The sequence below is a fragment of the Pectinatus haikarae genome (assembly GCF_050916305.1).
GTDB classification, from domain to species: Bacteria; Bacillota; Negativicutes; order Selenomonadales; family Selenomonadaceae; genus Pectinatus; species Pectinatus haikarae.
Genome location: NZ_CP116940.1, coordinates 236,740 through 249,867 on the forward strand (window position 1 = coordinate 236,740; position 13,128 = coordinate 249,867).

Here is a 13,128-nt window from a genome sequence, read left to right on the forward strand (position 1 = left end):
AATTTATAATATATTAATTTAAAGTTAAACAGATGTTCACCTACTTTTAATAAATTCATCTAAGTAAGAAACATCAAATTTTATGAGGCGGAATTATGAAATCCAAAGAACGTGAAGAATTTATCATATACTACCTTCTGCAGCAGTCATCATTCGTGACAGTGGCGAATTTAGCCAAAGAAATATTTTTGTCATCGAAAACTGTTTATCGGCTAATTAAGCAAATCAATCAGCAATCGAACACCAATCTCATTGATGCCGAAAAAGGAAAGGGTATTCGTTTAAATTATGAAGCTTATCTCGAGAGTCACTATAATCATAATCTAAATACAGATAAGAAAAAAAGCATACATTACAATTTTTCACCGGTCGAACGGCGGCTGCATATTATGAAAGAATTGCTTTTTCATGCACCGCTGTCACTGAAGGAATCAGAACTTTTCAGCCGTTATTATCTTAGTCCGTCAGCCATTTATACTGACGAGGACACTATCAATCAGGGGCTGATAAAGTATGGTCTGACTCTGCAAAAGAACAATAATCGGCTCTCCATTGCAGGTCCTGAGCATCATATACGCAAAGCATTGATTCAATTGCTGACAAAATTGAATTTGATTAATTTTAATGACTTAAAAAATGTTTCCGTTGAGTTTGATAAAAGCGATCTGCGGTTTATAATTCGCCAAATAGAGCTTATTGAAAAAGAAATTGACAGCATCATACCTGCCCCGTACAATGTAAACTTATTATCCCATCTCTATATACTGATTTGCCGGGCAAGAAAAGGCGACTTTGATCAATCAAAATCTGACGCAGGAATTGATCTGAGTCAGGATATTTATTATACACTTGCCCAAAAGGTAAAAGAAAACATTGAAGGTTATATTTGCAAAAAGCTGCCCCGATCAGAAACGACCAACATTTGTAATTATCTTGCGGGGTCCCGAATGGAATCAGAAATAAGCGGTAATCTAAATATCCCTGTTCAGACTGAAGTACAGCAGATTACTAATTTTTATGTCCAGGAATTCTCCCGAAGATCAGGTATCCCCGTTCATCATGAATTTATCACAGCAGAATTGGCCAGCCATATCAGTCCTATGCTCAATCGCATGCGTTCAGGACTGACAGTCAAAAACCCGTTATTTGACGATATTCGCCAAGAATATGGATCTGTTTATCAGACCATCCGTCAAATATCAGATTATCTGCCGAATAAATTTCGTCTGCCAGCTGTAGATAATGATGAAGCATCTTTCATTACACTTTATTTTGCCCGTTACATTGAACAGCATCCACATCAGGTCAGAGCTTTATTAATCTGCACTACCGGAATGGGAACATCAGAATTATTACGAATAAAAGTAAAACGTTTTTTCCCGGAAATTTATGTGGTAGGAACAGCACCGACGCGTTCTATCACACCGGAATATTTGACCGAACAGGATGTCGATCTCATACTCACCACTGTAAAATTATCAACAGAATGGCCCGTTCCTGCTATTCTGGTCAATACATTATTTATTGAGCGCGACAAACAAAATGTTCGGCAGGCCTTGGATATCCTGCGCCAAAAGCCTAAAACAGGCAATAGCGCTATTGAAAAAATCCCAATCATCGAATTTACATCCGTTGCTGCAGACAAATCCGGCTTGTTCCGTCAGCTTTTGAAATATGCTCCGTCCAAAATCACCGAATATGAAACTGACATTCTTGCCGGATTGGAAGAACGAGAACAGCTTGGTGATACCTGCATCGCACCCGGCATTGCCTTAGCACATGCCCAATTGCCTCATCTTCCCAAAGCCTTTTTCGCGATAAGTCTCCTTCCTGAACCGTTTCGCTGGGATGCCGACGGCAATAATATCCGCATTTTGTTTATGATCATTCTTCCCGATCTTCCCACAGCAGAAAATATCACTTTCCTGCATCAACTAATGAAAAAGTTAGCAAATGATGATATTGTGGAGCGTATGCAAAATATCTCTTCCAAAAAACAATTACGTCAGCTACTTTTCGCAGATCAATGACAAACCCCCTGACTGCCGTACGGCAGTCAGGGGGTTAAGTAAAATGGGGACCTCAAAATTCAGGCAAATTTTCTGCCTGTGGCCTCTTCAAACTCAGCAATCATAAGATTCCAGGAATCCTCAATATTATCCGCCAAATTGAAAAGCCCGCTTCTCCCAATGATATAAATATCCGGCTTCGCATCATGGATCATTTTCCAATGTGCCTTATTTGTTGACCCATCCATTTCAATGCAGTAACGATATCCATGTTCTTCTCTAAGCTTACGCAATTCGGTTATTTTATCCAACATACTTCCAAGAAATCTCTGGCCGGCAAATCCCGGATCTACTGTCATAATCGTTATCTTATCAAGAATATCAATATATGACATTATATCGCAGACTGATGTTTCCGGATTCAATACCACACCGGCTTTCAAACCAGCCGCATGTATCTGATCAATCAGCCGAAAGGCTATTCCAGTCAGGTTTTCTGCTGGCATACAGATAACTTCGCACTTAATATTTATAAGTTGTTGTACCCAGAATGTAGGATCTGTTACCATTAAATGTGCTGACATTTCTTTATAGCTCAGCTTGCGTGTCTGCTCAATGAACCACGGTGACAGACTTAGGTTTGGTACAAAATGTCCGTCCATTATATCTATATGAAATGAATCCACACGATCATTCAAGAAAGTGATCTGCTCTTTGAACTGATCGAGATCCATTGTCATCAACGATGGTGAAATATTAATATGCTCGCTCATATTTATAAATTCCTTTCTTTAAAAACATATATCTTCCAAGATAATTTAATTTATTGCACAGCATCTTGATGCTGAATTGTCTTTTTTATGCATTCTCAGCCATCAAAGTCGGCTGATGTAAACTTGTGCATATGATTTTTTCAGTTATTACTGAATACTATGATGATTATTAATAATTATATCCAACTATTTTAAAAATTAAAGAAAAGAATATGATCAAGGTATCAGTTAATCTTAATATCATCCAAATTTATATCTTCTTCCTCTTCATCATCTTCAATAACTTCACACGACACATTTTTCTTTATGACCGCATATACAACTCCGGTTACAAAAATATTGACCAGTAATGCCATAATGCCTGCCATTGGGTGTGACATTGTAGGAAGCATCAATACTCCGCCAAAAGGGACCGTAGCATCTGCACCGTAAACCATTGTTACCGCACCACCGGCTGCTCCGCCGATTGCTGCTGCTGCAATGCCACGGATAATATCATTCATGACAATAGGAATAGACCCCTCAACAATATTGACTATTCCCATTGGAACAGCAGATTTCAGCGTTTCAACCTCTTTATCATTGTAGATATTTTTCCGCAGAAGTTTACCGACAAAGTAGGCAAAACCAAAACCTATAGGTGTTGCTGTATTGACCAGCTGAAGTGCAGTGATCGGTTCATTTACACCCTGTGCCTGAAGAGTCAAAACAAATGCGAAACAAGTTTTATTGATCGGTCCGCCAAAATCAACTATGCACAATGCCCCGATAATTGCACCAACGATCAGATTGGAGGATGTACTCATACTTCTCAAAAATGATGTCAAGCCATCAGTAAATATTCCAATTGGTGTTCCGATAATATAGATCATAATCAATCCGCTGCTGATAGATGCGAAAAAAGGAACAATTAATGTGGGCATTAATCCCCTTGCCCAATTGGGAACTTTTACATTTTTTATGATAGCAAGAGCAATATATCCTGAAAGATAACCACCGATCATGCCGCCTATAAAGCCGGCGCTGATAGAATTAGCTGCCAAACCCACGACAAACCCCGGTGCAATACCGGGCTTACCGGCAATTGATCCGGAAATCCCGCATGCAATGACAACAGGTAAAAGCCCCAGTGCCTTTCCGCCCATAGTGGCCAAAGCCTGCCAAAGATCAAAATTTCCCGGGACCAAAGCATTTTGAGCTGTACCACCAAGCGCCATTCCGATAGCAATAATAAAACCCGCCCCGCAGACAATCGGAATCAGAAATGAGATAGCGGTCAGCAGATGACCTTTTGGATTTGCCGCTTTCCAAATCTCTTTTATATTCATAAACAGTACCCCCTATTCGTTTTTATCACATAAAATATTTTGATGAAGAAACTATTGCCTGCCCAGTTCATGTAATTTTTCAATAAGTTTATTTGGTGATTTGATAGCTGTCTGTGTGCTTACCTTAATAACTTTTTTTCCTGCAAATCTTTCTTCGCCTGAAATCTTGACATCAACTGCCAAAATAACGATATCCGCCTGAGCAATATCCTCATCAGTCAGTGCATTCTCGATACCAATAGTTCCTTGTGTTTCTATTTTGACATTGTCTCCGGCCTTTTTTGCTGCCGCTTCAATTTTTTCCTGTGCAATATATGTGTGTGCAATCCCTACAGTGCACGCTGAAATCCCGACTATATTCATAATAAATCCTCCCAATCAATCTAATTATCCGAAAATGCAGCTTGTACATCTTGCGCAGTATCTGCATTCAGTAACGCTGTTACTACAGATTCTCTCCCCAGTTTACGGGCAAATAAGGCAAGCAGCTTCAGATGATCCTGTGCGGCTTCATCATCATCTCCTACAGCAAACAGGACAATGCCACGCACACCATGTTCATCCAGCGTTTCCCATTCAATTTCTTCATCGAGTGTTGCAACGGCTACTCCGATTTTTTGTACAGCTGAGCTTTTGCCGTGAGGAATTGCAATATATCCACCGATTCCTGTCGCTCCTTTTGATTCTCTCAAATAAACATCCTTTAGATATTTTTCCGTATCTTTAAGATATCCCGTTTTCCTTAGTGCTTCTGCCATTTTCTGCAAAGCTTCTTTTTTATTGTGCGCTTCTAAATGAACAAGAACTGTTTTAGGATCTATAATGTCCTGAGCCTGAAAAAATTCTTCCATATTACACCGTCCCTTCTCTGGTAATTCAATATAAAAATCTTAAATTTGCAAATTTAATTTCTATATTGGTATTATAGCATCCGTATTTTATCGTGCTCTCTATGATATGTCCGTTGCAATGGTTATTTTATTCTGTCCACTGAAACAGACATATTTTATGAACCTTATTTCAAAGATAATATAAGTGACCGGAGAAAATTTATATATCCTGCATATTGCACAGTCCTGTTATGATGCTGTGCATATGCGGCAGTTATTGAATGAATTCAATCTGTCGAAAGCTGTATTGTGTACTGATTCATCTATAAAAAATACTTATATTTTTAGAAAAAAAGAACCACCAACCGCAATAGTTGGTGGAGTGTAGTGGATAATACAATACATATATTATTGGAGAGTTAGAAAGGAATGATATTCATTATCAAATAAATAATAACATATCATAGTGATTCAGTCAAATATATAAATCATAAAAATTTAAATTTAATCACATGATTTTATTTGCCAATGCGTTTATAATCACCATTAAAATATTTTCCAGCTCTGATATCATCGGTCATTCCTTTATATGGCGCTTCAGAAATAACTTCCTCATTATCCAATCCTGCTTTTCCAATATATGTTATCTTTGCAAATTCAGGTACGATATATTTGGGATAATTATCATATTTTGCACGCGCTTCCTCCATTAAATTTATATGCTCATTTTGATAGCATACGGTAATTTCCGGATGCTCCTCAACCCATTTAGGGAAGAAAATAACTCCGTGCATTTTATTTTCATTCGGCATGAAATCAAGTGCAACATCTGTTCCCGTAGGTTCTGTCCAGGTCACTTTAAAAACTCCGTCGGTTAATTTTACGATATGTGCTTCCTGATCAGTCACCCAGCGCCCCGCGACCATACCACCATGAATGCGATAATCTACAGTGTGAGAATTTTTGGCATACCATTCATATTCCCATCCATTATCATAGGTATAAATAAAATGTGCACCCAAAAAATCACTTAAATCCTTAAAAATCATTTTCCTCATCCTTTTTAATTAAATCATGTAAATATTTACATGTTATCAAATATGAATATTATGATATACTTAAAGAAAATAAATGTCAAGGACGGCTCTATATGGCAAAAAAAAATACTTTGAAATATGTAATCCTGGGGTTACTGCGTCAACACGATCTAACTGGCTATGATATCAAAAAATTATTCAGCTGTGAAATAGGCGATTTCTGGAATTCTAAGCACAGTCAGATATATCCAGAATTAAAGAAACTGGAAGAAGAACATCTTATCACCTCCAGAATGGAAATTTCCGGTAAAAAACTTGAAAAAACTTACTATATGATTAAATCAGCCGGTATAGATGCTTTGGATAAATGGCTTTCAGATCCACTGGATGAAATACAGCCGACACGTGACGATTTTACTCTAAAATTATATTTTATAGACCATAGACATGATCAGCGTATAAAAAATCTGTTCTCTGAAGAAATATTGCGTCATCAAAAAAAATTTGATTATCTGTCTGCAAGGATGGGAGAACTTTTCTCTTCAAGAGAAAATCAAGAACAAAATTTTGGACATTACCTTATTTTAAAAAAAGCGATTTTGCGGGAAAACACCCAATTAAAATGGCTCAAAGATGAATACAGATCTCTGAAAAATAATTGATCCTTCTGCCCCAGAGCATAAACAACTATTTATATATATTTTTTATTTTTGGAAATTTTACTTTTAATTTATAAAGGCGGTTATCATGACTATTCCTGAAACAACTGATGCTTTGCTTAAATTTATCGCTGAATCTGCCTCTCCCTTTCATGCAGTTGCAGCAGCTGCTGCTCGCCTTGATAATATGGGCTTTACAGAGCTATCACCTACAAATACCTGGCATTTGAAAAAAGGCGGCAAATATTATCTGCGTATATACAGCTCTGCACTGGTCGCTTTTTGTATCAATGAACATCCGCTGCACAGTATCAGAGCAGCCGCAGCGCATACCGATTTTCCGTGTCTGCGCATCAAGCCACAAGCATCAATATCAAAAAATGGTTATAATAAGCTCAATATTGAAATTTATGGCGGCATGATCCTGAATACATGGCTGGACAGACCATTATCCATTGCCGGTAAGATCGTACGCAAAGGTGAAACACCTTTCAAGCCTCATATAGATCTGCTGGATTTTAAAAGACCTATGCTGACCATCCCTAATCTTGCCATTCATATGAACAGAAAAATAAATGAAGGAAATAGTTTAAATCCGCAGAAAGACATGCTGCCTTTGGCAGGAATGACTTCTTGCGACAAATTATCCGATGATTTTTTTCTGGAAATGCTTGCTAAAAAGATGGACTGTCCAAAAAAGGAAATCCTCTCCTATGAATTAACGGTATATCCCGCCGAATCCGGCTGTGTATGCGGATTTGACAATGAATTCATTTCTTCACCGCGCCTTGATAACCTCACTTCAGTGAGTGCGTGCATAAAAGCTCTTACTGAAAGCAATAGACCAGATGGCATAAATATAGCAGCTCTCTTTGATAATGAAGAAGTAGGCAGCCGTACAAAGCAGGGAGCCGGTTCTTTGCTTATGCCGCAGGTTATTGAACGTATTTATAAAAATCTTGGTTTTTCAACTGAAAATTATTTTGCCGATATTGCCGGCGGTTTCCTTCTTTCTGCCGATGTTGCTCATGCACTGCATCCAAATAATCCCGAAAAAAACGATCCTACAAATCTTCCGCTTTTAAATAAAGGCCCTGTTATAAAAATTGCGGCCAATCAATCTTATGCGGGTGATGCTGAGGCAGTTGGGATCATTAAAGAGTTATGCTGCCAGCATGACATTCCCTATCAAATGTTTGTCAACCGGTCTGATATGAGGGGTGGCTCTACACTTGGTTCTATATTGTCAGCGAATATGCCGATGCGCACCCTTGACATCGGCATCCCCATACTCGCTATGCACTCTGCACGTGAGATTATGGGCATAAACGATCAGCCTGCTGTCGAAAAATTAATTCAGACGTTTTTTTCAGCATAAAATATACCTGCCGCAGTATAAAATCAATTATTGCAGCAGGTATATTTTTATATATTCAATACTTTTCTTATTGCATCAGACACTCCATCGCTGTCACAATCGGCTGTCACAAATGTTGCTCTTTTTTTGACTTGTTCCTTCGCATTTGCCATAGCAACAGACGTGCCTGCATAAGCAAACATCGGCAGATCATTATCACCGTCCCCCAGTACCATTATCTCTTCCCGTCTGAGGTGCAGATATTCTGCCAGCAGCTTCAATCCTGTCGCTTTATTAGTATTTTGAGGCGTAATATCAATGGTATATCCTGTATTTTGCTGAAATGACACATATCTGCCGAATTTAGCATCCATTCTCTTCAATATATCAGCTTGCAGTTTTTTATTGTCCCGCAGTATAAATTGTGTTACTTTATGGGCATATTTTTTATAATTCTTACCTGTTTCTATAAAATCGAGTGTTTTGACCGTAGTATAGTCAGGAAACATTTTCCACGAAAAATACGGTGCAAAATTTTCCACACCTATATACCAGCTGCAATATACTCCATTTTCAAAAAGGAAAGCCAAAATCTCTTCAGCTACAGCATCATCTATATATTTCTCATAAACCAGCTCATTTGTATCAGCAGTGCGTATCATGCCGCCGTTGCATGATATAACCGGTACTCTGCTGTTAATTATCCTGCCGAAAAATGCTGCACAGGTATGCATCCGTCCCGTAGCTATTGATACATCTACATCTTTCTCTGCGGCTTCTTCCATAATTTCTATACTTGTTCCGCTGACTAATTTTTTGCTGTTCAAAAGAGTCCCGTCCAAATCGCTGACGATCAATTTTATGTCCATATATTACTCCTGTTTGCTTCTATTCGAAAATCTTGTTATTCATAGGCGCTCCTGATTATTTCAACAAACTCCGTCTGTTGTTGTGCGGATATCAGTTTTTCAACTTTTTCTTTCTGTTTAAGAATCTTGAAAAGATTATTTATTGCAGCCACATCTTCACTCTTTACCGCAGGCATACATATCAGCTGTGCCTCATTGCCATTTTTGTCCCAAGGTATTGCTTTTTTCAGTCTGGCAAAAATTATAACTGATTTATTCACAAATGACGGCAGTCCATGCGGCAGCGCTACGCAGTTTCTGAAATAAGTACTGTTCATATCCTCGCGCCCAAGCACTGAATTTATATATTCAAATTTCACAAATCCCTCATTGCACAAAAGTTTTCCCATTGTTTCGATTACTTCTTTCTTGTCTGCACATTCCAAGCCAACAAGAACAAGCTCTTCTCTGATCATCGTATGTGCTATACCTCCGCCATTTTCCTTCAGCAGATAATCGAGAAACATTCGTTTATCTTTGGTGAAATTGTTGTCATAAGGTATAAAATTCAATCCTTCGATTTTGGGATTGATGGTCCCGACAATGGCCAGAAGGTTATACTGCTGGCGCAAATTATCTATTTTTGCCTTTACATTATCATCCATTATACTCAGAGGAATTATTTTTACGCCCACATAATATTTGATCAGTATATCCTTTATTTTCAAGGCTACTCCATGCCCTGTCAGGCACATGCATATAAGAGCCGGCGGTTTATCAGAGTTTTCCACTGTCACTAAAGAATAATTATGTTTCGAGTTTATGATATCATAATATATATTATCCAATGATTCATCGGAAGCATCCGCTTTGCGTACCGCTTCCAGAACAGAAACAAGATCTACTCTATCAATAGTTCGTGTCTGCATACCGGTCCTGCTGTGTACAATTTCACCTATACTGACCAGCGATCCCATGTCGACAAAAAATAGTATTCCCTCCTCTGCACTGAGAGATTTTGCCAATTCGACGACCTGCTCAAAGATTTTTACAGGATTTATATCAAGGGGCATATCTATCGCTATCGGGAAGTCCACACTGAGCATTTTCTTCACTACACTGACCATCTCGGTAGCCACTTTTCCGTGTGAAATGGTGATAATAGCAATGCGGTTTTTTTTGGCAGGCGGCTTCATCAATTCATGTATATAAATGGCAATAAATCCTATCTCGCCTTCCGGTATCTCTATCTTTTTCTTTTCTGACAGTTTTTGTGCCAGCTGTCCGGCCAATTTAAATTCGTCAGCAAAATTTGCTTTAATATAAAGGAGATTAGGATTCATTATTTCCTGCTTGAATTTTATTCGCTTTACAGCTTCCTCCAAATGTATTGCCAAATATATCAATACCTTTTCGTTTATCTGCCTTTCAGGCCGGTCAGCTCTCATTAAAGTCACAAACTCTTTTAACAGCTGAATTATTGAACCGTCTAAAAGGTATTTGAGTTCGTCAAGCGAAGATATATTCCTATTCTGGGCATCAAGCCGTATTTTATCAAAATAACTCAACAAGAAATTCCATATTATTTCTTCTGTTTTATCCGCAGAAATACTGGCATTTTTAAGTTCATAATACTTATTTTCTATAGTTTCATATATATCTTCCGGCAGAGAATATTGATTTTTTACCATCAGCAGCGAATCCTCGGCTTCATCACTGTTCGGTATAAACAAAGCATCGTTGAATCTCATATTATTTTTCTGAGTATCTATGTCATAAAAAAATTTTTGATATAAAATTTCATTGAAACCTATATATATTTCTTCTCTTTTATTATTTATTTTATCTACATATGCATTCGCACATGTCACCTGTATTTCACTTTTCAGCTGTCCAATATTTCCCGAATATTTTTTAAAAGCAAATGCTTCCATAATTTTTGCATTGACCAGAATTTTATAATTTGTTCTGTTAGCTTCCTGCTGAAAAAAACCGTGTATCAATTTCACTTTTTCATTCAGAGATCGATCCTCCAAGCGGGGCAGTTCGATAAGCATCGGTATTCTTCTCCTGAATGTCAGTAAAAGCGATGACTCTATATTTTCTGTGGTCGCCCCTATAAAATATATATGCACTGTCCTTTCAGTATTTATGTCTCCCAAACGCCTGAACTTTCCTCTGTCCAAAATGGAAAACAGCATTTCCTGCCCTTTCGGCGGAAGACGATGTATTTCATCCAGAAAAAGCATACCATTATCAGCTTTTTCCACAAGTCCCTCTGTATCCTTATCAGCCCCTGTAAATGCGCCTTTTTGATAACCATACAATATAGATACCAACAGCTGCGGATTATCACTATAATCTGCACAATTGAGCAGTATGAATGGCGCGTCATTCTTTAAAACCTTTTGTTTAACAGCATATTTATACATATATTCGGCAAATAATGTTTTTCCTGTGCCGCTTTCACCGATAATGAGCGTGGGCAGTCCAAAAGGCGGATATAAAATAGCCGCCTGTCCCTGTTTAATATTTTTTAGCAGACTCCCATTATAGCCTATCAATTTTGAAAAAATATCATTTTCTTTTTTCTTTTCACTATTATCTTGTTCCTCAACACTGCCATTTTTTTCTTCATTCATAAGATCATTTATATATGTCCTTGATATGCAGATTCCTTCTTTTTCCAGTCCGCTGACAAGATTTCCTATACTTATATCAGGGTCTTTTTCTTTTATTTTACTTACAGCCGCTTTGACAATTTCTTTTTTTCTTGTACGTGAATTTGGTATATCAAGTTCTTTTCTTATTCCTGTGACTGTTTCTCGCAGAACATCCAGCTGTTCTGCCAGCTGTTCATCCGTAAGCGGATTTTTTTTATTTTCGGTATTGATCATAGCTGCCAGTTTATCTCTCAAATTATCAGTCACAATATACCTCCTTTTTATTAATTTATTATTCCTATTTTTCTGTTATATGCCTTTTAAATAATTTTATTGTTATTTTTCAGTGCCCATAAAAATAGAACTAAGCTATATAATATTACAGCAGCCGGTAAAAAAAGTACACAATATACAAATTTATTTAGCAGAAAAGACAAGGCAGTATATTATTGACTGATACGCCTTGTCTTTTCACTCAGTTACTCAATTAAAAATGGGGGTTATGTTGCGGGCGGCAACTCTTGCAGTTTTCACTGCCGGGCAGCTGACGTCACAGTCAATCTGCCCGCGGTGCAATGTCAATCAATTACGTACATTGAGCATTTTCTTTCCAGTCAGGTATAACTTGAGATCCTCTACGCCAATTTCAACGGAATTCCGCATAGTGTCACACGATGTACCTGCCAGATGAGAGGTAAGCGTGATATTGTCCAGCTGCAGATAAGGATGATCCTTGGGCAGCGGTTCTTCATCATAAACATCTATTGCTGCTCCGCCTATAGTCTTGTTTTTTAGTGCGTTTACTAATGCATCAGTATCTACAAGTCCTGATCTGGCTGTATTAATGAGATACGCTGTCTCTTTCATTTTTGCCAGTTCGTCAGTCCCTATGAAATGCTGTGTTTTTTCTGAAAGACGTAAGTGTACACTTACGAAATCTGCCGATGCCAGTAATTCATCAAGTTCCACAAACTTTACATCAGTGCCGGCAAACTTACTCTTATCAATATAAGGATCGTACACAATGACTTTTGTACCAAATCCCTGCAGCCTTTCTGCTACTCTCTGACCTATATAACCAAAACCGACAATACCTGCCGTCATCGTACGCATATCATGTATATATTCTTGATTTGCATATTTTTTACACCACTTGCCTTCGAATATAAGTTTATGGCTGCGGGCGATATTTTTATTTTCCGCTATCATCATACCTACCGTAAAATCGGCGACTGCATTTGCACTGCGCCAGGGAGCATTTATGAGTTTTATATTTTTTTCTGTCAAAGCCGCAATATCCGCATTTTCGTAACCACCGCGCAATACGGCTGCAACCTTCAAATTTTTACAGGCATTTATTATTTCTTTATTTATAGAAGCCACATGTACTACGAGAATATCCTTATCTGAGCAATTTTCAAGCAGTTCCTGACAAATTGGCGCCGCATCAACACCACCGTGTTCTATTAAAAGCATACGATCGGTTATCGGTCCCATCGCATACATGTCCTTGTCCTCTATTATTGTTACTTCTGCATCATATTTTTCCAATTCATGCATTTGTTCCATAAGATTTTTTGTGATACCGCCGTCTGCCACACAGAGAATTTTTGTTTTTGCCATT

11 protein-coding genes are annotated in these 13,128 nt (G+C 37.9%); 3 read left to right on the forward strand and 8 right to left on the reverse strand.

Annotated features, from left to right (window positions below):
• Positions 1–95: 95 nt before the first annotated feature.
• On the forward strand, positions 96–2,030 hold the full coding sequence (locus NXG61_RS01165) for a BglG family transcription antiterminator (protein WP_307223810.1): 1,935 nt from the start codon (positions 96–98) through the stop codon (positions 2,028–2,030).
• 59 nt (positions 2,031–2,089) lie between these two features.
• On the opposite strand, the gene alsE is transcribed toward NXG61_RS01165, so the two are convergent.
• The 5 genes from alsE to NXG61_RS01190 form a co-directional block, all read right to left on the reverse strand.
• A complete protein-coding gene (gene alsE / locus NXG61_RS01170) occupies positions 2,090–2,782 on the reverse strand; it encodes a D-allulose 6-phosphate 3-epimerase (protein WP_307223808.1) in 693 nt (230 codons plus the stop codon).
• Between the two features lie 224 nt (positions 2,783–3,006).
• Positions 3,007–4,110 (reverse strand): PTS fructose transporter subunit IIC, encoded by a 1,104-nt coding sequence (locus NXG61_RS01175; protein WP_307223806.1) that lies wholly within the window; start codon positions 4,108–4,110, stop codon positions 3,007–3,009.
• A gap of 51 nt (positions 4,111–4,161) precedes the next feature.
• On the reverse strand, positions 4,162–4,473 hold the full coding sequence (locus NXG61_RS01180) for a PTS fructose transporter subunit IIB (RefSeq protein WP_196603235.1): 312 nt from the start codon (positions 4,471–4,473) through the stop codon (positions 4,162–4,164).
• Between the two features lie 20 nt (positions 4,474–4,493).
• Positions 4,494–4,961, reverse strand: a complete 468-nt coding sequence (locus tag NXG61_RS01185) for a PTS sugar transporter subunit IIA (RefSeq protein WP_196603234.1) — start codon at positions 4,959–4,961, stop codon at positions 4,494–4,496.
• A 497-nt stretch (positions 4,962–5,458) separates the two neighbouring features.
• A complete protein-coding gene (locus NXG61_RS01190) occupies positions 5,459–5,989 on the reverse strand; it encodes a phenolic acid decarboxylase (protein WP_307223804.1) in 531 nt (176 codons plus the stop codon).
• 101 nt (positions 5,990–6,090) lie between these two features.
• Here NXG61_RS01190 and NXG61_RS01195 point away from each other — a divergent pair, with 101 nt between their 5' ends.
• Entirely contained in the window at positions 6,091–6,639 is a 549-nt protein-coding gene (locus NXG61_RS01195) for a PadR family transcriptional regulator (RefSeq protein ID WP_196603232.1), read from the forward strand.
• Between the two features lie 85 nt (positions 6,640–6,724).
• The gene (locus tag NXG61_RS01200) at positions 6,725–8,014 is read left to right on the forward strand and encodes a M18 family aminopeptidase (RefSeq protein WP_307223802.1); all 1,290 of its coding nucleotides are present in this window, start codon (positions 6,725–6,727) and stop codon (positions 8,012–8,014) included.
• Positions 8,015–8,061: 47 nt separating this feature from the next.
• Here NXG61_RS01200 and NXG61_RS01205 read toward each other — a convergent pair whose 3' ends face one another.
• From NXG61_RS01205 to NXG61_RS01215, 3 genes are all read right to left on the reverse strand, one after another.
• Positions 8,062–8,862, reverse strand: a complete 801-nt coding sequence (locus NXG61_RS01205) for a Cof-type HAD-IIB family hydrolase (RefSeq protein WP_307223800.1) — start codon at positions 8,860–8,862, stop codon at positions 8,062–8,064.
• A gap of 35 nt (positions 8,863–8,897) precedes the next feature.
• Positions 8,898–11,771, reverse strand: a complete 2,874-nt coding sequence (locus NXG61_RS01210) for a sigma 54-interacting transcriptional regulator (protein WP_307223799.1) — start codon at positions 11,769–11,771, stop codon at positions 8,898–8,900.
• A 315-nt stretch (positions 11,772–12,086) separates the two neighbouring features.
• The gene (locus tag NXG61_RS01215) at positions 12,087–13,127 is read right to left on the reverse strand and encodes a 2-hydroxyacid dehydrogenase (protein ID WP_307223797.1); all 1,041 of its coding nucleotides are present in this window, start codon (positions 13,125–13,127) and stop codon (positions 12,087–12,089) included.
• Between the last annotated feature and the right edge of the window lies 1 nt (position 13,128).